This window comes from Spectribacter hydrogenoxidans (assembly GCF_031846275.1).
GTDB classification, from domain to species: domain Bacteria; phylum Pseudomonadota; class Gammaproteobacteria; order Nevskiales; family Salinisphaeraceae; genus Spectribacter; species Spectribacter hydrogenoxidans.
This window is the reverse complement of record NZ_JAVRIB010000005.1, coordinates 201,721-221,202: the sequence shown is the minus strand read 5'-3', so window position 1 is coordinate 221,202 and position 19,482 is coordinate 201,721. Positions and strand designations below refer to the sequence as shown.

At 66.6% G+C, this 19,482-nt stretch carries 18 protein-coding genes; 7 read left to right on the top strand and 11 right to left on the bottom strand.

What is annotated here, in order from left to right:
• Positions 1-4: 4 nt before the first annotated feature.
• The 4 genes from RM532_RS06660 to RM532_RS06645 are packed head-to-tail and all read right to left on the bottom strand — an operon-like array spanning position 5 to position 3,493.
• Positions 5-787 carry a uroporphyrinogen-III synthase gene (locus RM532_RS06660; protein WP_311652429.1) on the bottom strand — a complete coding sequence of 261 codons (783 nt, stop codon included), beginning with the start codon at positions 785-787 and terminating at the stop codon, positions 5-7.
• Complete coding sequence (hemC, locus tag RM532_RS06655; RefSeq protein WP_311652428.1) at positions 784-1,713, bottom strand: hydroxymethylbilane synthase; 930 nt, start codon at positions 1,711-1,713, stop codon at positions 784-786. Before hemC ends, RM532_RS06660 begins: the two co-directional genes overlap by 4 nt.
• A complete protein-coding gene (locus RM532_RS06650) occupies positions 1,710-2,438 on the bottom strand; it encodes a LytR/AlgR family response regulator transcription factor (RefSeq protein ID WP_311652427.1) in 729 nt (242 codons plus the stop codon). The genes hemC and RM532_RS06650 overlap by 4 nt, the downstream gene beginning before the upstream one ends.
• Positions 2,435-3,493 (bottom strand): sensor histidine kinase, encoded by a 1,059-nt coding sequence (locus RM532_RS06645; protein WP_311652426.1) that lies wholly within the window; start codon positions 3,491-3,493, stop codon positions 2,435-2,437. Before RM532_RS06645 ends, RM532_RS06650 begins: the two co-directional genes overlap by 4 nt.
• Before the next feature lie 88 nt (positions 3,494-3,581).
• Between RM532_RS06645 and argH the strand changes: the two genes are divergently transcribed.
• Positions 3,582-4,979, top strand: a complete 1,398-nt coding sequence (argH, locus tag RM532_RS06640) for an argininosuccinate lyase (RefSeq protein WP_349255280.1) — start codon at positions 3,582-3,584, stop codon at positions 4,977-4,979.
• A 68-nt stretch (positions 4,980-5,047) separates the two neighbouring features.
• A complete protein-coding gene (locus tag RM532_RS06635; RefSeq protein ID WP_311652424.1) occupies positions 5,048-5,560 on the top strand; it encodes a DUF1269 domain-containing protein in 513 nt (170 codons plus the stop codon).
• Between the two features lie 16 nt (positions 5,561-5,576).
• Here the strand turns inward: RM532_RS06635 and RM532_RS06630 are convergent, their stop codons facing one another.
• Positions 5,577-6,596: a tetratricopeptide repeat protein gene (locus RM532_RS06630; protein WP_311652423.1), complete on the bottom strand. Its 1,020-nt coding sequence runs from the start codon at positions 6,594-6,596 to the stop codon at positions 5,577-5,579.
• A 200-nt stretch (positions 6,597-6,796) separates the two neighbouring features.
• Between RM532_RS06630 and RM532_RS06625 the strand changes: the two genes are divergently transcribed.
• Entirely contained in the window at positions 6,797-7,219 is a 423-nt protein-coding gene (locus RM532_RS06625; RefSeq protein ID WP_311652422.1) for a hypothetical protein, read from the top strand.
• Between the two features lie 22 nt (positions 7,220-7,241).
• Here RM532_RS06625 and RM532_RS06620 read toward each other — a convergent pair whose 3' ends face one another.
• Complete coding sequence (locus RM532_RS06620; RefSeq protein ID WP_311652421.1) at positions 7,242-7,385, bottom strand: DUF3096 domain-containing protein; 144 nt, start codon at positions 7,383-7,385, stop codon at positions 7,242-7,244.
• Between the two features lie 154 nt (positions 7,386-7,539).
• Here RM532_RS06620 and RM532_RS06615 point away from each other — a divergent pair, with 154 nt between their 5' ends.
• On the top strand, positions 7,540-9,195 hold the full coding sequence (locus RM532_RS06615; RefSeq protein WP_311652419.1) for a peroxidase family protein: 1,656 nt from the start codon (positions 7,540-7,542) through the stop codon (positions 9,193-9,195).
• A gap of 18 nt (positions 9,196-9,213) precedes the next feature.
• Here RM532_RS06615 and RM532_RS06610 read toward each other — a convergent pair whose 3' ends face one another.
• The 3 genes from RM532_RS06610 to speA all read right to left on the bottom strand — a co-directional run bounded on the left by RM532_RS06610 (position 9,214) and on the right by speA (position 13,438).
• Positions 9,214-10,497: an adenylate/guanylate cyclase domain-containing protein gene (locus RM532_RS06610; protein ID WP_311652418.1), complete on the bottom strand. Its 1,284-nt coding sequence runs from the start codon at positions 10,495-10,497 to the stop codon at positions 9,214-9,216.
• A gap of 240 nt (positions 10,498-10,737) precedes the next feature.
• Positions 10,738-11,601, bottom strand: a complete 864-nt coding sequence (locus tag RM532_RS06605; RefSeq protein WP_311652417.1) for an NAD(P)-dependent oxidoreductase — start codon at positions 11,599-11,601, stop codon at positions 10,738-10,740.
• 13 nt (positions 11,602-11,614) lie between these two features.
• Positions 11,615-13,438 (bottom strand): biosynthetic arginine decarboxylase, encoded by a 1,824-nt coding sequence (gene speA / locus RM532_RS06600; protein WP_311652416.1) that lies wholly within the window; start codon positions 13,436-13,438, stop codon positions 11,615-11,617.
• 57 nt (positions 13,439-13,495) lie between these two features.
• Here speA and speE point away from each other — a divergent pair, with 57 nt between their 5' ends.
• On the top strand, positions 13,496-14,362 hold the full coding sequence (gene speE, locus RM532_RS06595) for a polyamine aminopropyltransferase (protein WP_423246883.1): 867 nt from the start codon (positions 13,496-13,498) through the stop codon (positions 14,360-14,362).
• 10 nt (positions 14,363-14,372) lie between these two features.
• Here the strand turns inward: speE and RM532_RS06590 are convergent, their stop codons facing one another.
• The gene (locus RM532_RS06590) at positions 14,373-14,927 is read right to left on the bottom strand and encodes a hypothetical protein (protein ID WP_311652414.1); all 555 of its coding nucleotides are present in this window, start codon (positions 14,925-14,927) and stop codon (positions 14,373-14,375) included.
• A 35-nt stretch (positions 14,928-14,962) separates the two neighbouring features.
• Positions 14,963-15,751: an enoyl-CoA hydratase/isomerase family protein gene (locus RM532_RS06585; protein WP_311652412.1), complete on the bottom strand. Its 789-nt coding sequence runs from the start codon at positions 15,749-15,751 to the stop codon at positions 14,963-14,965.
• 149 nt (positions 15,752-15,900) lie between these two features.
• On the opposite strand from RM532_RS06585, the gene RM532_RS06580 reads away from it, so the two are divergent.
• Positions 15,901-16,995, top strand: coding sequence for an SDR family oxidoreductase (locus tag RM532_RS06580; RefSeq protein WP_311652411.1), 1,095 nt, complete (start codon positions 15,901-15,903; stop codon positions 16,993-16,995).
• Positions 16,996-17,625: 630 nt separating this feature from the next.
• A complete protein-coding gene (locus RM532_RS06575) occupies positions 17,626-19,212 on the top strand; it encodes an RHS repeat-associated core domain-containing protein (protein WP_311652410.1) in 1,587 nt (528 codons plus the stop codon).
• The last annotated feature ends 270 nt before the right edge of the window (positions 19,213-19,482 follow it).

Here is a 19,482-nt window from a genome sequence, read left to right as displayed (position 1 = left end):
GTGTTTATGCGCTCCCCCGGCCGATTCCGTGGCCTGCGGCCGGGCAGCGCGCAAGCGTCTCCAGAATGGCGGCGTCGTCCATGCGCGGCGGCCGCAGCGGCATGGTGTTGAAACCCAGATCTTGAGCCCGTTTTAACACACGCTCACTCGGCACCACCAGTTGACGCCCGCGCAGGTCCGGCCATAGTGCGGGCGGCGTGATGGCAGCGAGATGCGCCAGCGCCTCGCCGCTGGTGACGACGATGACATCGGCTTCTGCCACCAGCGCCTGCAGCCGCGGCCGCGATGGCGTAACCGGCTGCCGGCGGTAGACGGCCACCTTACTCACCTCGGCGCCGCGCTGCGCAAGTGTGTCCGCCAGCGTTTGCCTGCCGCCTTCGCCGCCGATGATGGCCACGCGTTGGCCGGTTGGCTGGGCGAAGCGGGGCAGGGCGAGCAGGCCCTCGCTGGTGGTATCCGCGGCCGGGGCAAGCACCTCGCGCCGGGCGGCGTGGCGCAGCGCCGCGGCGGTGGCGGCGCCCACCGCGGTCAGCGCACCGGTGGGCCGGAAATCCGGCTGAATGTGCCACGCCCCGGCCACCGCGTTGGCGCTGGTGAAGATCAGGTCCTCTGCTTCGGCGGCGCTGGTCAGGTCCCGGTCAGCCCGGACCGGGTCGGTGGGTGGTTCGATCGCCAGCAGGGCCTGGCGCAGGGCGTGACCGCCGGCGGCCTCGATCGCTTCGCACAACGCCTCGGCCTGGGCGACCGGGCGGGTGACCCACACGCGCAGGCCGGACAGCCGATTCACAGCGCGGCGAGAATCCGGTCGGCCCCGGCCGCCAGCAGCCGTTCGGCCAGGGCCGTGCCCAGGGCCGCGGCCTGGTCGGTGGGGCCGGTGGTTTCGTCGGCCACCAGCTGGCTGCCGTCGGGGGCGCCGACGCAGGCCCGCAGCCGCAGCTGGCCGGCTTCAAGCTCGGCGAAGGCTGCGATCGGCAGATGGCAGCTGCCCGCCAGGCGGGCGTTGACCGCCCGTTCGGCGGTCACCCGGACATGGGTGTCCACGTCGTTGAGGGCGGCGATGGCCTCGGCGGCGACCAAGTCGCCGGCGCGGATCTCGATGCCCATCACGCCCTGGCCGATGGCCGGCAGGCAGACCTCCGGCGGCATCTGCTGGCGGATGCGGTCGGCCATGCCCAGTCGTTCGAGGCCGGCACAGGCCAGCACGATGGCGTCGAACTCGCCGGCGTCGAGCTTGCCCAGTCGGGTGCCGACATTGCCGCGCAGGCTGGCCACATCCAGATCCGGCCGGTGGTGCTTGAGCTGTGCCGCCCGGCGCAGGCTGGAGGTGCCCAGGCGGGCGCCGGCCGGCAGGTCGGCAGGGCTGTCGAAACGGTTGGATACGAATGCATCGAACGGGCTGCCGCCGGCCAGCACCACCGGCAGGTCGAATTCGGGTTCCAGTTCCGCCGGGACATCCTTCATCGAGTGCACGGCGATGTCGGCTTCGCCGGTCAGTAGCGCCTGTTCCAGTTCCTTGAGGAACAGGCCCTTGCCGCCGATCGCCGCCAGCGGCCTGTCGGTGATGCGGTCGCCGCGAGTGGAAAGCGGCACCAGCGAAATGGTCATCGCGGGGTGTGCGGCCTGCAGCCGTTGCTGTACGTCGCGGGCCTGCCACATGGCGAGTTCGCTCTTGCGGGTGGCAATGCGCAGACGCGCGGTCGGGGTGTCGGTCATTGATCCTGTTCCAGCAGTTGCCTGACGTCGCCCAGCCGGCGACGGCTGACCGGGACCGGAATTTCCAGGTGTCGCAGCAGCAGTTCCGGACCCTCGGGGCCACGGCGAAGGGCCTGGATGTGGTCCCGTGCGGCCAGCGCCTTGCGATGCACCCGGATGAAGCCGGGTCCCAGCGTGCCCTCCAGCGAACGCAGTGATTCCTCGATCAGCAGTTGGCCGTGCAGATGATGCACGGTGACGTACTTGTCCTCGGCGATGAAGCAGACGATGTCATCCACCGGCACCCGCGCCACACCGTCACGTTCCTGCCCGTGTACGTAGCGGCGTTCGCCGGCCGCGGGCATGGTACCGGAATGCATTTGCGCCCGGCTGGGCTGGCGCGCGCGCATCAGGGCCGTCGCCAGCCGGTCGCGCCGCACCGGCTTGAGCAGATAGCCGGCTGGGCGGGTGTCGTGGGCCGACAGGGCGTGCTGATCGTGCGCGGTGGTGAAGACAACTGCCGGCGGTACTGGCTGCTCGGCCAGCATGCGGGCCACCTGCAGGCCATCCATGCCGGGCATGTGGATATCGAGCAGCACGACATCCGGCTGGTGGTGTTCGGCCGCGTCCAGCGCCGCCTGCCCGTCGGCGACCTCGCCGATCACCTCCCAGCCGGGCAGCTCGGCCACCATCTGCGCCAGACGCTGCCGGGCCAGCGGTTCGTCGTCCACGATCAGCAGTTTCATACCGCGACATCCTCCCCGGCCGGCAGCCGCAGCACCACGCTGAACCGGTCCGGGCCGCGGGCGGTGCGCAGACTGGCGCGGGTGCCGTAACGCAGGGTCAGGCGCTGCTCGATGTTGGCCAGGGCCTGGTGCAGGCCGCCGCCGTCGTCAGCGGTGTCGGTCCGGGGGTTGGTGACGCTGATGATCAGGTGCTCGCCCTCCTGTTCGGCGGCGATGCGGATGCACCCGCCGGCGGGCAGTTTTTCCACCCCGTGGCGGATGGCGTTTTCCACCAGCGGTTGCAGGGATAACGGCGGCAGGGGCCAGTCCATGACCCCGCCCTCAATGGCGTGGTCCAGGGCGAGCCGGTCCCCCAGTCGCAGTGTCTCGATGCGGGTATAGGCGTCCACCAGGTCCAGTTCCTCGCGCAGTGTTACCAGCGGGCGGTCGTCGTTGGCCAGGCTGGCGCGCAGGATGTCGGACAGGTCCTCGATGGCACGCTCGGCATCGGCCGGGCGCATGGCCACCAGCGCGGCGATGCTGTTCAGACAGTTGAACAGGAAGTGCGGGCGGATACGGGCCTGCAGGGCCTGATAGCGGGCCTCGGCCTCGGCGGCGGCCTGCCGCTGCCAGGCGTCGCGCAGCCAGAAGTAGCGCAGGCCCAGGGCGGATACCACGGCGCAGACGCCCAGATTGCGGATCAGGAAATCCTGGTGGCTGATGTCGGCCACCAGCGGGGCGATTCCGGTCTGCGGGCCGGCCAGATACACGATTTCGCTGAGGGCGAAGGTGACCGCCAGCAGACCGGTGTAGCTCAAGCCCGCCACCAGGCGGGCATCGAGATGGCCCAGATGCCGACGAATCAGGCAGAGCGCGGCCACGCTGAAGATGCCGATCCACTGCAGATACAGCGACATCAGGAACAGGGAGAACCAGAAGCCGCGGGCGGTCTGCAAGGCCGACAGGGCCAGCACCACTGCCACCAGCTGGCAGATCACCAGCACATCCACCACCCGCCCGGTGCCGCAGAAATCCGGCAGGAATGCCTGGGCGGGGCGCGTCGCCGTGGGGTTCATGCCGGCAGTGTTCGACGCGGCGATCCCGGGGTCAAGCCGCGTTGCTATAATTCGCGGCCTTTCGCAAACGGCGGTGACCGCAGCCAACATGGCCGACAAGCCCACCAACCAGAGCTGGGGCGGACGCTTCAGCGAAGGCCCGGATGCCCGGGTGCAGCGTTTCACCGCCTCGGTGTCGTTCGATTGCCGCCTGGCGCCCTACGACATCCGCGGCTCGATCGCCCACGCCACCATGCTGGCGAAGGTGGGCGTGCTCACCGACGACGAGCGCGACCGCATCGTGGCCGGTCTCCAGGATATCGATGGCGAGATCCACCGCGGCGAGCTCGAGTGGCGCGACGATCTCGAAGATGTGCACATGAACATCGAGGCACGCCTGACCGAGCGCATCGGGGAAGCCGGCAAGAAGCTGCACACCGGCCGTTCCCGCAACGACCAGGTTGCCACCGACCTGCGCCTGCTGCTGCGCGAGGAAATCGACGACCTGCGCGCGGAACTGGCGCGCCTGCGGGCCGGGCTGATCGATCTGGCCGAACGCGAGGCCGATACCGTGATGCCCGGCTTCACCCACATGCAGGTGGCCCAGCCGGTAACCTTCGGTCACCACATGCTGGCCTGGGAGGCCATGCTGGCGCGCGACAGCGCCCGCCTGGCCGATACCCGCCGGCGGGTCAACGTGTTGCCGCTGGGCAGTGCGGCCCTGGCCGGCACCACCTTCCCGATCGACCGGCCGTTCGTGGCCGAGCAGCTGGGATTCGACGAGGTCGCCGAGAACTCGCTGGACGCGGTCTCCGATCGCGATTTCGTGATCGAATTCCTGGCCGACGCCGCGCTGGTGATGACCCACCTGTCGCGCATGGCCGAGGAACTGGTCCTGTGGATCAGTCCGGCGTTCGGGTTCGTCGAGCTGCCGGACCGTTACTGCACCGGTTCCTCGATCATGCCGCAGAAGAAGAATCCCGACGTGCCGGAAATCGTGCGCGGCAAGACCGGCCGGGTGACCGGCCACCTGATGGCGGTGCTTACCCTGATGAAGGGTCAGCCGCTGGCCTACAACCGCGACAACCAGGAGGACAAGGAGCCGCTGTTCGACACCCTGGACACCCTGCGCGACTGCCTGGGCCTGTATGCCGACATGATGCCGCACATCCGGGTGGATGCGCCCGCCTGCCGGCGAGCGGCCGCTCGCGGCTTTGCCACCGCCACCGACCTGGCCGACTACCTGGTGCGTCGGGGTGTGGCGTTCCGTGATGCGCATGAAATCGTGGGCAAGGCGGTGCGGGCGGCGCAGGAGGGCGGGCTGGATCTGGCGGATCTGCCACTGGACACGTTGCGCGGCTTTTCCGGCGCGATCGAGGAGGATGTCTACCAGGTCCTGACGCTGGACGGTTCGGTGGCTGCGCGCGACCACATCGGCGGCACCGCCCCGGCCCAGGTGCGGGCGGCGTCAGACCGGGCGCGCAAGCGGCTGTCCGCAGACGACTGACGCGTTCGCGAAACCCTGTCCGCTGGGCGGGGTCGAAACGGGAGGCTTCGACGCTTGCGGAGGTTGCCATGCGACGTCGTCTGTACTTTCTCGTTCCGGACCTGGCCACGGCCGAAACCATCATCGATGAATTGCTGCTGGCGCGAATCGAGGCGCGGCACATGCACGTCGTTGCCCGGGAGGGCACGCCGCTGGGCGATCTGCCCGAAGCGGATCTGCGCCAGAAATCGGATCTGATCGAATCCGCCGAGCGTGGTCTGGCCGTCGGGGGCGTTACCGGCGTGCTGGCCGGCCTGACCGCGGTGACCTTCCCGCCTGCCGGCGTGGTAGTCGGCGGCGGGCTGGTGGCGGGCACCACACTGGCCGGCGCCGGTTTCGGCGCCTGGGCCGCCAGCATGATCGGCATTCGTCTGCCCAATCGCGAAATCCGTGCCTACGAAGACGCGATCGATGCCGGGCAGTTGCTGCTTATGGTGGATGTGCCGGCTGCCGACGAACAGCGGATCGCGGCGATGGTGCGCTCGCACCATCCCGAGGTGAATATCGGCGACACCGAGCCGCACAAACCGGCATTTCCGTAGCGAGGAGCCGCGTGGTTCAGGAGGCCTCGCCGGCGCGGCGAATGTCCAGGCTCAGGTCGTGGATCACGGCACGCCCGTGGTCGATGCGGAAGATCGCGGTTTCGTCGATGGCCAGCTGCTGGCTATCCGGCCCCGGGGCCAGTTGCTCGTCCAGTTGCGAGGTCACCCGGATACCGGCGGCCGTGCGTTGCATGGTCGTATCCCGGCGGCTGACTTTGTAATCCTGCGCCCGGTTGAAGGTTTCCTGCCACAGGGCGCGCAGTTCGTCGCGATCGAGTTCATCCCACCCGCTGCCGTTGGGCAGGCGCACGCGGATGCGGGCGTCGGCGGCCACATGGGCCACGATGCCCGCGGCGTTCCGGGCCGCGGCGGCCTCGGTCATGGTGGCCAGAGCCTTGACCACGGCATTGTGGTTGCCCTCGGCCACCGGCCGGGTAGCGGCGTCATCGTCGCCCCGACGGGCCGCCAGATATCGCCGTGATGCCGGGTGGTCGTGCTCCGTGGCGGCACGGCGCAGCCATGCCAGTCCACCGGCGTCATCGCCCTGCTCGATCAGATGCATGCCCAGCGCATGTTGCGCCTCGGCATTGCCGCTTTCCGCGGCTCGCTCGTACCAGTGGCGGGCCCGCGCCGGATCAGCCTCGGTACCCAGACCCTCTTCATAGGCCTGCGCGGTTTCGAACATGCCGTTGGCGTCGCCGGCCTCGGCCGCCTTGCGGTACCAGTGCAGGGCCTTCACGTGGTTCTGCTTGGTGCCCTCGCCGGCGGCGTACATGTTGGCCACGTTGAGCATGCCCTGGGTATTGCCGGATTCGGCTATCACCAGATAGCGGTCGAAGGCTTCGTCGAACTGCCCCATCTTGTAGACGGCATAGGCCTCGAGAACGCTGACCATGTCGCGGGCGACGCGGTCCTGAGCGTCACTGTTGCCGGTATCGGCTTCGAACTGCGCCAGCGAAGCCGGCGCGACGAGGCAGGCTATTAGCGCAAGCGCTGCCGGCCGGGGCCGGCGCGTCGAACGGGTCCGGGTACTCATGGGGGGCATGCTTTTTCCTTTCCGACGTGGTGCCTGGCGATAATCCGGGCCGGGTTACCGATCCCGCGCGTGCTTGGCCAGTCATAACATCTCTACGGTCCCCGTGTTGGCCGTATCGGGTGTGCGGGTGACGTCTGTACGAGGCGGCGGCCGCCAGCTAGGCTGCTGGATAACGCTTTCTGGATCGAGGGGGAGTTGTTATGGGCGTTGCAAAGCCGATGGTGGTGATTCCGGCAGCCGCCGTGCTGCTGGCGCTCTGGTCGCTGCGGGCCGGGTCGATGATGGGCGGCGAGGGCCCGCCCCCCTGCGATTCGCAGGCCTGCTTCGTCGACGCGGTCGCGGCCTGCGAGTCGGGCACGGCCTACATGACCCGCTCGGCAGCCGGTGCCACCGCCCAGTATCAGGTCGAGGGGGCGACGGAGGACGGGCGCTGTAGGCTGGCGCTGATTTACATCACCCATCCGGAACCGGCCTGGCGTGAAAAGCCTCTGTTCTTCGCCGTGGATCCCGGCGGCGATATCGGGGCCCAGCTCGAGCAGGCCGTGGAGGGATGTCTGACCGGCGACGCCAACAGCGAATTCCAGTGCGACGGGCCGCTCCTGGATGTCACCGAGGATCGCTGACCGACCGCGGCAACAAGCCGGTTCAGCCCATCAGACCCAGCACGCCGGTGATGATTAGGTAGCCGGCCACGATGTAGTTGAGCAGGCGCGGCACCAGCAGAATGGCGATACCGGCGGCCAGTGAAACAATGGGCACCAGGGTGGCGCTGGAAATGGTGAGCGTCATGGGGTCTCCGGATCGGGAATCGAGGTGGCAGCATGGCCGGGCATCCCCGTAATCGCAATCCCGTGGAACGTGACTGATGACATTCCGGGTGAGGAGTTGCTGATGGGTCGCCTGACATAGAACAATCGACGTGAACCGCGGATCGGGGGATGCCATGAGACTGTCGACGGCTCGATGCCGCTGGGCATGGTCGGTTGCTGTGGTGCTGGTCGCCGCACTTGCTGCCTGCGGCGGCGGTGAGGGGCAGGATTCGACGTCCGCCCCGGACCCGCAGCCCGAATTCCGAAGTCTCTCCGGCGCCGGTAACAACGCCGAATCGCCGGTCGTCGGCCGCGCGGATACCCCGATGGCGCGAATGGCCCATCCCGCCTATCCGGACGGGCTGGCCGAGCCCTCCGGCATCGATCGGCCGAACCCACGCACTGTTAGCAACATAGTGGCCCGACAGAGCGGCAACTTGCCGAACGCGCGTGGGGCCAGCGATTTTCTCTGGCAGTGGGGACAGTTCCTGGATCACGACCTGACGCTGGCCCGTGAACAGGCGGATGCCCCTTTGCCGATCCCGGTCCCGCCCGGCGACGAGCATTTCGATCCGGCCGGGTCCGGCGCGGTTGAGATTCCCTTCGATCGCAGCGAATACGACCCGGATACCGGTCAGGCGGATCCGCGCCAGCAGATGAACGCGCTGACCGCGTACGTTGATGCCAGTCAGGTCTACGGATCCAGCGACGCCCGGGCGCAGGCCCTGCGGCGGAACGACGGCAGCGGCAAGCTGCGTACCAGCGAGGGCGACCTGCTGCCGCTCAACACCACGGGCCTGGAGAACAACCCCGACAGTCAAGACCCGTCCCTGTTCGTGGCAGGCGATGTCCGGGCCAACGAACAGGTGGCGCTCACGGCGATGCATGTGCTGTTCGTGCGCGAGCACAACCGGCTGGCGGACCGGCTGCGGTCGGCTGACGCCTCGCTGAGCGGCGACGCCGTCTACCAGCATGCGCGTGCCATCGTGATCGCCAAGGTGCAGCGCATCACCTACGACGAGTTCCTGCCGTTGCTGCTGGGCGAGGACGCGTTGTCCGAGTACGACGGCTACGAGCCGGATACCGCGGCCCGCCTGGCCAACGAGTTCGCCACCGTCGCGTTCCGCCTCGGTCACAGCCTGCTTTCATCCACGCTGCGACGCGTCGGGCCGGACGGGCAGACCATCGCCGCCGGCGATCTGCCCCTGCGTGATGCGTTCTTCTTTCCGCCCGAGCGGCTGCGAACGGAAGGGGGCATCGAGCCGCTGCTGCGAGGCCTGGCCGGGCAGCCGGCGCAGGAGCTCGACCCGCTGGTGGTCGACGATGTCCGCAACTTCCTGTTCGGTCCGCCGGGTGACGGCGGCCGCGACCTGATCGCGCTCAACCTGCAGCGTGCTCGGGATCATGGCCTGCCCGCCTACAACGAACTGCGGCGTTCGCTGGGCCTGACGGCAAAGGCGACGTTTGCCGATGTCAGTACGGACCCGGAAATCCGCGCCCGGCTGGTCGAAGCCTACGACAGCGTCGAACTGATCGACCCCTGGATCGGCTGCATGGCGGAGGACCACCTGCCCGGTGCCATGGTGGGAGAGCTGGCCTTCAGCATCCTCAAGCGCCAGTTCGAGGCCCTTCGTGATGGCGATCGATTCTGGTACAAGCGCTTGGATACCGCCACTTACACCGAGCTGGGTGTTGACGAGATCGAGCGGGCCTCGCTGGCGCAGGTCATCCGCGACAACACTGCCATCGGCGACGAGATTCCGGATGACGTGTTTCGCGTGGCGCCCTGAGTCGGCGCTGGCCGGTTGTTATCGACCCGGGCGGTGATCGAGTCGCGCCAGCAGCAACCAGGTGGGCATGGTGCCCTTACCCTTGATATGGATTCGCCCGCGATACTCGGTCTGATAGCGGGCATACAGGGCTTGTTGGGTGCGCTGGTCGATCTGGATTTGGCCGGGCACGCCATGTGATTCCATGCGTGCCGCCGTATTGACGGTATCGCCCCACAGGTCGTATGCGAACCGGCGGGTGCCGATGACACCGGCCACCAGCGGACCCGTGGCAAGGCCAATGCGCAGATTGATGCCGTAGTGTCGTGCTGCCGCGAGTCCCGTGATGGACTCCCGCATGCCCAGCGCCATTTCCGCCGCCGCCACCGCATGCCGTGGATTCGGGTCTGGTAGGCCTGCCACTGCCATGTAGGCATCGCCGATGGTCTTGATCTTCTCCACGCCGTAATTCTCGGCCAGGGCATCGAAATGGCTGAAAATCTCGTTGAGCAGGGTGACCACTGCGTCGGGATGCAGTTTTGCTGCCAGCGGCGTGAAGCCGACGATGTCCGCGAAAAGCACCGTCGCCCCGTCGCAGTGCTGGGCAATCAGCCCGGGCGAGTACTTGAGTTCCTGGGCGATGCCCGCCGGCAGGATGTTGAGCAGGAGTTCGTCGGACAGCGCCCGTTCGGCCTCCAGCTTCTCCTGCTGTTCGGTGATGATCCGGGATCGCCGATACGCCTCCCGCGACATTCGCCACATCTGTATGCAGATCACCATGCCGGTGGCGTAGGCCGCGATCGGCATGAACAGGTAGTAGAACATGTCGTACAGTTCGATCAATCCGTCCCGATGTGCGCCAATGGTCAGCCAGCCGGACACCACGACATAAGCGCCGACGCCGATGGCGCCCTGTAACGGATACAGGCGGAATATGGTCAGCCCGAAGAACGCGATCACGATGAGCACGCTCGAGACCACGCCCGGGGATGGCTGGGCCCAGAAGCCGATGCCGATCACCGCAAAGCCGGAAATGACATTCACCGCTGCGCTGGCGGGCAGAACCCAACGCCGCAGGGTGGGCCGATAGGTCAGCCACAGGCAGAGCAGCAGCATACTGACCACCAGGGCCACCCAGGTGCCTGCAATCGAGAATGCCGGCCGGGCCGCCACCCAGAAACCGGGCAGGCCGCCGACCCACGAGGTGATGGCTGCGATGGTGCCGAATCGCACCACCGGGAGGACTTCGATCTCCTGCCATTCCCTGAAAAGCCTTTCGACTTCCGGCACTAGGAATCGAAGGCCGAGTGGAGTCATCGCCATCGATGGGCGAGCCGTGGGAAGGTTGTCCGCGTCACTGAGGTTTGCCAGGCCGGGCCTGGCACCAGCCGCTGTCGGATCTCCGTCAGAGATCAGAGTCCCGTGCACTGAACACCCCCTGCAGCAACGATCCTCACCGATGCTGACGCATGGGCGGCCATGCCGGGCGCGTCAGTTATCCTTATTACTATGGCACAGGCCGAGGCGAAATCGAAGCCTTCAGCAGTGAGGCCGACGACGTGTTCAGAAAAGCTTTCGCTTGAGCCGGAACAGCGCGGAAATATCCTCATTGCCGTGATCGTCGGCCATCAGTCGCTCGTAATCCGCCAGCGTTCGTTCGGCCAGTGGCAGTTGCCCGCCGCGCGTCTCGGCCATGTGCCGGCAGATCGCGAGGTCCTTGTGGTGTAGCGCCACCTTGAAGCCGAAGCCGCTGTATTCGTCGCGGATCATCGTGGGGCCGCGGTTCTGCACGAACCAGTTACCCGCCGCACCCGAGCCCACTACCTCGATCACCTTGTCCAGCGGCAGGTTCAGGGCGGTGGCGAAGGACAGGGCTTCTGTCACCGCCTGGTTGATGCCGGCCGCCATCACCTGGTTGACCGCCTTGGTGGCCTGCCCGCTGCCGGCATCGCCCATGTACACGATGCGCTGGCCCATCGCCTCCAGCGCCGGCCGGACGTGCTCAAACGCCGCCTCGTCGCCGCCGACCATCATCGCCAAGGTGCCGTTGGCGGCGCCCTCCGTGCCGCCGGAAACCGGGGCATCGAGAAACGCGCCGCCCCGGTCGGCGACCCGTGAGGCGGCCTCGCGGGCGGTATCGGAGGCAACGGTGGAGCAGTCGATGATCGTGGTGCCGGGCTGCATGGCGGGCAGAATGGTGTCCACCACGGCCAGCACATCGGCGTCGGCCGACACGCAGGTGACGATCACGTCGCAGACCGCCGCCAGTTCGCCGATGTCCGCCATGGCCTGAATATCATGCGCCGCGGCGAAGCGCTCGCGCGGTTCGGCGCCGCGGTTGCAGACCGCGTGCAGAAGTCCCGCGCGGTGGAGATTGGCGGCCATGGCGTAGCCCATGGCGCCGAGGCCGATGAATCCGGCTTGCATGAGAATTTCCTCGTCAGTCCAGCAGGTAGGTGTAGCCGCCCAGCCCGTCTTCCAGCAGCGCCAGGCAGGCGTCGCGGGCGGGGCCGTCGAGACCGGCGTCGTCGGCCTTGCGGCGGTAGGCGGCGCGCAGGGTGTCCGGCTCGAAGTGAACGTATCGGAGCAGTTCGTCGGTGGCGTCGCCGCGTTCAGCCTCGGTCAGCTGCCAGCCGGTGTCGGTGAGTTCCACGTTCACGGCATCGGTGTCACCGAACAGGTTGTGCATGTCGCCCAGATTTTCCTGATAGGCGCCCACCAGGAATATGCCCAGCCGGTAGCGCTCGCCGTCACGCAGTGGATGCAGGGGCAGCGTGGTGTCGAGCCCGTCGGCGTCGACGTAGCGGTCCAGCCTGCCGTCGGAATCGCAGGTGAGATCGCACAGCCGCACCCGGCGGTCGGGATGTTCGTCCAGACGCTGCAGCGGCAGCACCGGGAATACCTGGTCCAGCGCCCACACGTCCGGAGTTGACTGGAACACGGAGAAATTGCAGAAGTACTTGTCCGCCAGCCGCTCGCGCAGGGCGATCAGGGCCTGATGCTGGGCCGGATCGGCCGGTGACAGGCGCGGCTCGAGCAGACGGAAACTGGCGAAGGCGGTGCGCTCCGCCGCCGCCCGTGCCGCAAGGTCGATTTCGCCGGCCGTAAAGGCGGCCTGGGCGGCATCGAGTGCATCCTGGGCCTGATGGACGGCGGCGAGTGGGTCGGCGGGCGGCAGGTCCGGTTCGGCGTTGTGATCGTCGCCGGCCTCGCTGTCGATCACTTCGGTGAGCAGCACGGCGTGGTGGGCGGTCAGCGCCCGGCCGGACTCGCTGATCACCGCTGGCTGGGGCAGGTCGTGACGGGCGCAGGCGGCGGCCAGTTCCCCGATCACGATGTCGGCGTAGTCATCCACCCCGTAGTTCATGGAGCAGAAGCTGGTGGCCCGCCGGCCCTCGTAGTCCACGGCCAGGCCGCCGCCGACGTCCACGCAGTCCACCGGGGCGCCCAGATCGCGCAGGGCGCGGTACAGGCTGGCGGTTTCGGTCATCGCCCGGCGCAGCGCGGCCCGGTCGGCGACCTGCGAGCCGATATGCAGATGTAGCATGCGCAGTGACTCGAGACGACCGGCGGCGCGCAGCCGATCCACCGCGGCCACCACCTGGTTGGCGGTGAGCCCGAACTTGGCCTTGTCGCCGCCGGTGTTCTGCCAGTGGCCGGCGGCCACGCTGGCCAGGCGCACGCGCAGACCCAGCTGCGGCAGCACGCCGGTTTCGGCGGCCAGGGCGAGAACATCCTCCAGCTCCGAGGGTTTCTCGACCACCAGCATCACCCGGTGGCCCAGTTGCACCCCGGCCATGGCCAGGCGCAGGAATGCGCTGTCCTTGTAGCCGTTGCACACGATGGTGCGGCCCGGCGGCGCCATGGCCAGCACCGCCATCAGTTCGGGCTTGCTGCCGGCTTCCAGGCCCACGCGCTCGTCGTCGTGGCCGATGATGTGCTCGACCACGGTGCGCTGCTGATTGACCTTGACCGGATAGACCACGGCGTAGCCGGCGGCGTAGTCGTGGGCGTGCCGGGCCCGGTCGAATGCGCCCAGCAGGCGGGTGATCCGGTCGCCGAGGATGTCGGTGAACCGCACCAGCACCGGCAGGCGCAGGCCGCGGCGTTCGAGTTCGTCGGCCAGTTCCAGCATGTCGATCGCGGCAGCGTCGGGGCGCGGCCGGGCGCTGGCATGGCCGGCCTCGCTGATGCCGAAATAGCCTTCGCCCCACTGGGCCACGCGGTACAGGTCGCGGCTGTCGGCCACCTGCCAGTCGGTCATCGGGGAGTCGGGAGGGTTCATTTATACTGGCCGGCCACGCAAGCGATGAGGCGGCAAATGGTACTGGATCAGGGCTGGTTCACTGAAACGGCGAGCGAGGTGGGCACCGCGTTCTCGCTGCGCATCAACGACCGGTTGCACGTCGAGACCAGCGATTATCAGACCATCGAGGTGTTCGAGACCGACACCTTCGGCCGGCTGATGGTGATCGACGGCTTCATCATGCTCACCGATCGGGACAACTTCGTCTATCACGAGATGATGACCCACCCGGCGCTGTTCGCCCACGGCAGCCCGCGGGACGTGGCCATCATCGGCGGTGGGGACTGCGGCAGCCTGCGCGAGGTGCTCAAGCACGAGGGCGTGGGGCGCGCCACCCAGATCGAGATCGACGAACGCGTGACCCGCGTGGCGGAGCAGTTCTTCCCGGCCCTGTGCAGCGCCAACGACGACCCGCGGGCCGAACTCGCCTTCGCCGACGGCATCGCCTGGATGGCCAACCGTGAACCGGAATCGCTGGACATCATCATCGTGGACAGCACCGATCCGATCGGCCCGGCCGAGGGCCTGTTCAACGAGCCCTTCTACCGCAGCTGTCTGGCCGCCCTGCGCCCGGCCGGCCTGCTGGTGCAGCAGAGCGAATCGCCGCTGGCCCACACCCGGCTGATCTGCGACATGCACGCGGCCATGCGCCGCGCCGGGTTCGCCGAGAGCCACGTGCTGTCGTTTCCGCAGCCGGTGTACCCCACCGGCTGGTGGTCGGCCACCATGGCGGCGAAATCCGACGGCGCGCTGCAGGCACCGACGCATGTGGCCGGTCTGGAAACCCATTACTACACGCCGGCCATCCACCAGGCCGCGTTTGCGCAGCCGGCGTTCCTGGAACGGCAGCTCCGGCGCGTGCTTGATGGCGATCCAGCATAGCCAAATCCCGTCAGCGTCGGCTGAAAGAACAGGCCTGGGCGACCGTCTGCAGGCGACCCAGGTACCGATAACTGCCGGTGCCCTGGCGTTGCGATACCTGTAGCTGGCAGACATTGGCGGCGGTGTTGACCTGCTGGGTCATGCGGTAAACCGCGCCCGCCCGGGCCGTGAACGCCCGCTGCGTGATGAAGCAGTGACGCTCGCCGGACTGCCAGAATGCCTCCACGATCAGTGGCTTGTCGGCTGGCACCGCCAGACTTTCGACGCGTTGCCCGGCCGATATCCGTTTGAGTCCACCCACCGGCCGCGACTCCCGGGCGCAGAAGGTGGGTTTGACGTGCACTGCCATCGTGCCCACCCCGGCATCGCCGCCCATGGCATTGGTATCCAGCCGATTGCTGGTGAATTCGATCACCGCCTGGCCGCCGTCATCGGATGCTGTTGTCGTCGTTCGAATAAAGGCGGTGCTGGACGCCGTGTGCGGCGTGGGCGCGGCACCGGAACAGGCAACCAGCAGCGCGCAGAGCGTTGCTGCCGGCAGCTGCCGGGCAGGGATTGGAATCACGGGTTGTCGTCGGGTTTCTGGGTCGGGTAGCCGGGTTATCGGCCGGTGTACGCAGGACTTCGCTTGTTGGCGAATGCGTCGATGCCCTCGCGGGCATCGTGGGTGCGGCTGCAGGCCACCATCTGTTCCAGCTCGCGGCCGAGATGGGCCTCGAGCGCGGCGCCCAGCGAGGCGCCCGTAAGCTTCTTGGAGGCGATCAACCCGTTGGTGGCACTGCCGGCAAGGGTTTCAACCCGTTCCCGGGCGGTATCGGTCAGCGTATCCGCGGCGACCACCTCTTCGACCAGGCCCCAGTCGAGCGCCTGGTCGGCATTGATGGTGTTGTTGGTCAGGGTCATCAGCCGGGCGCGGCGCATCCCGATCGCGCGTGGCAGGAAGAAGGTCACCCCGCAATCGCCCGACAGCCCGATCATGGTGTGGGCGGCGCAGAAACGGGCATTGTCCGCCGCCACCAGATAATCGGCGCACATCGCCAGACCCAGTCCGCCGCCGGCCACCGCCCCGTTGAGCGCGCCCACCATCGGCACCGGTAGCCGGCCCAGACGCAGAATGGCGTCGTGGGCGGTGCGTACTAAGCGGTGGACCATGCCCGGCAGGTCGTCGCGGCTGGCGTCCATGGCGCGGATGTCGCCGCCGGCGCAGAACATCTTGCCGCGGGCGTCCAGCAGCACGGCCCGCAGGCCGGGGGTGGACTCCACCCGTCTCGCCACATCCGACAGCGCCTCGGCCATCGGCAGATTGATGACGTTGCCGTTGTCTGGCGTATTCAGCGTGATGTGGGCAATCGAATCCTCGATCGCGCAGATGACGGGAGCGTCGGACATGGAAACTTGGGTGGCCGGGTGTTTCACGCATTATCGCCAAGGTCTCCGGCCATTGAAAGCGCAGTGCGTTGGTTTGGCCCTGCCGTTCAGGTAGCGTCCTGGTAGGGGGGTTGTGCGATCAGCGCCGGATGACGGCAGAGGAGTCTCGAATGCCTAACAAGAAAGTTATCGTCGCCGGGGCCTCGGGTCTGGTGGGTTATGGCGCTCTGAAAGCGCTCGCCGGGGAAGACTGCGAGGTGGTGGCTGTCTCCCGCCGGCCGCCGCCGGCATTGCATGGTGCCGCGCATGTCGCCGCCGACCTGAATGACCCGGCGCAATGCCGCGAGTTGTTCGGCTCGATGCACGATGCCACTCATCTCGTTTACGCGGCTCTCTACGAAAAACCCGGGCTGGTGCCCGGCTGGCTGGAAGCCGAACAGATCGACATCAACGACCGCATGCTGCGCAATCTGTTCGAGCCGCTGTCTGCGACAGCGACCAACCTCCGCCACGTTACCCTGCTGCAGGGCACCAAGGCTTATGGCGTGCACGTACAGCCGATTCCCGTCCCGGCCCGGGAAAACCGCGACGAACTGCACCAGCAACCCAATTTCTACTGGAACCAGGAAAACTATCTACGGGAAAAACAGGCCGGGGCCGGCTGGCATTGGACCGTGCTGCGCCCACAGATCATCTTCGGCATGTCCATGGGCAGCGCCATGAACCTGATCCCGGCCCTCGGCATCTACGCCGCCCTGCTGCGCGAGGCCGGCCAGCCGCTGATCTACCCCGGCGGACCGGGCAATATCCTGGAAGCCGTGGATGCGGACCTGCTGGGCCGCGCCATCGCCTGGGCCGGCGAGGCCGAAGCCGCGCGCAACGAAATATTCAATGTCACCAACGGCGACGTGTTCCTCTGGCAGAACCTGTGGCCCGCGCTGGCCGACATGCTGGGCATGGCGCCCGGTCCGGAAGAACCCTGCAGCCTGGGCGAGACCATGCCCGCCCGCGCCGGTGAATGGGACGCCATCCGCCGCAAGTACGGTCTGGTGGCCCCGGACCTGGACAGCTTCGTCGGCGAATCCTGCCACTACGCCGACTTCTGCATGGCCTACGGTGCGGAAGGCTTCGGCGTGGCCCCGGCGATCGTGTCCACCGTCAAGCTGCGCCGTGCCGGCTTCACCGAGATGATCGACACCGAGGACATGTTCCGGAAATGGTTCCGGATCTTCGAGGACGAGCGGTTACTGCCCCCGGTGAGTTGAATCGGCTTGTGCAGGGATCCAGGTGCGCGGCCCGCGGGCGCGTGCACTGGACGTGATGGGCGCCGGCTAGCGCAAACCGGCCGATCGCAACGGTTCGACCTGGCAACGCGCTTACTCTACTGTCAGCGTAGCCCGCTGCCATGCGGAACGTGAGTCGTGTTTTTCCCGATGCCTGCGCGGGGCCGAAAGGACGTCGATACGTCCTGTGCTCGGCATCAATCAAGGAGCTTGCTATGCCGATAATATCCCGCGCCAGTACCGTTCTGACCCTGTCCGTGATGCTTCTTCTGGGCTGTGGCGGTGACCCCGCAACGGAGTCGGTTGATAAAAGCCCGTCCGCAGAGGCAAGCAGCGGCTGCACCGAGCGTGACGGTGCCTGGTTCGGCCGTTCGGCTGACGGCGCTTTCATCAGCAGCCAGACGCAGGCGGCATGCGAGGAGCGGCTTTGATAGTGCAGCGGTCTTTCTGCCACCTCCCGGAAGGATGACCGCGGCTTTCGTGGCCGGACAAACGATGTAGCGTTCGTGCCCCCGGCAACAGATCGGCCGGCCGGTAGTGCCAGGACCGCTCCCGATCGGCGTCCATCCCCGAAACATAGCGCCCGCACATGAGTATGACGCCAACGGCAATATGTTGACGGGTGCCGGTCGAACCCTGACGTGGCTGTCGTTCAACAAGCCCGCCAATATCAGCGGGCCCGGCGGGACGTCCACATTCGCCTATGACGCGAACCGTGCCCGCTACAAGCAGGTTGTGACCTCGGGTACCCAGACCACCACGACACTGTACGTCGGCAAGCTCTACGAGAAGCGGACGAGCGGGTTTGATACCGAACACGTCAACTTCATCCGTGCAGCCGGGCAGGTCGTTGCCACGGTTACCACCGAAGGCTTTTCGGATACCGTTGAGTACCTGCACCGCGACCATCTTGGGTCCGTGGTAAAAGTAACCGACGACAGTGGTGCTGTGATCGAAGGGCTGTCCTATGACGCATTCGGTAAGCGTCGCAATTCGGACGGCACCAATGATCCTGGTGACAGCCAGTACGGTGTCCCTCACGCCACCACGCTCAGCTTCACCGGCCACGAGCAGCTCGACCACATCAAACTGGTCCACATGAACGGGCGGATCTACGACCCCATCATCGGCCGCTTCCTCTCGCCAGACCCGTTCGTGCAGTTCCCCGAATCGACCCAGGGTCTGAACCGATACACCTACGTCAACAATAATCCGTTATCACTGACCGATCCGAGCGGATACTTCATCGGCTCGTTGATTGGCGCGGTGGTTACCGCACTATTCGCTGACGACATCGCCGACCTGCTGGAAGACAACTGGCGGACGATTGCCGCCGTTGCCATCGCGTCAGTCGTACCCTACGCGGGACTGGAACTGGGCGGCTCGATACTGGCGGGCTTTGCCAGCGGTGTGGTCGCCAGCGGTGGCGACCTTGAGGCCGGACTGATTGGTGCGGCCACGGCTGGCGCGTTCTATTCGGTGGGGTCGGCTTACTCGGCGGAGGGCGCGTTCGGTGCACCGACTTCGTTTGGGGCCAAGGCCGGCAAGGTGGTGCTTCACGGCACCGTTGGCGGCGTCTCACAAGAGCTGTCGGGCGGTAAGTTCGGAAGCGGGTTTCTGAGTGCGGGCTTCACGCAGTATGCGGGCCAGCAGGGTTGGATTGGTGGGGGGTCTCCAGCCGCTAATGTTGCGACTTCAGCCATGGTCGGGGGTACCGCCTCCGCGTTGGGTGGTGGCAAGTTTGCAAATGGGGCCGTGACCGCGGCGTTTGCTCGGGCTTTTAATGATGAGTTGCCGCATGGTGAGCAAAATGATTCCAAAGAGATGCCGGTGGCAACAGATGATCCGTCGTGGAAATTACGTGCATCTACGCTGCATGGTGCCGATGAACTCGTTGTAGATGCTGGACAAAGGATAATGGTTGAAATCTCATCCACTACGCCGGGGGTGGATGGAATAAGGGTGATGGCTGACGTTCGCCCGCTAACGGCCTCCGGAGATGTTATGCCTACGCATGGCCCAATTGGACCGCGTTGGCGGGAAGTCGGCGGCCATGTTGGCTTCAACGCATCTTCTCGTCGCGTACTTAATGCAGGATTCTCCGGCCCAGGTGGCAACCGGTGGCGGGTTCATGTGCCGCCGCAGCAGAGCGTGCATGACAACTCATCCGGAGCTCTTGTTAATGTCTATTCACGGTGAAATTAAGATGTTACGCACCACTACTACCTTCGTCCTTGGGGCCTGTATTTTTTTCTTGTCGGCTTGTGATACGAGGGGAGACGAGCCGAAACTCACGCTCCCCAATAGATCAGACTGTCTTGTCCGATTTAGTCTTATGAATGAGGGGGGTGGAGCAAATTCAGAAACTTTGAATAGGGAGATTGCGCAGCGTCTTTTGCACTCAGAGCATAAACGCATCATTGGTTCGATCGCTTATGGCGAGGCGAACACTGAGTCATACTATATTCA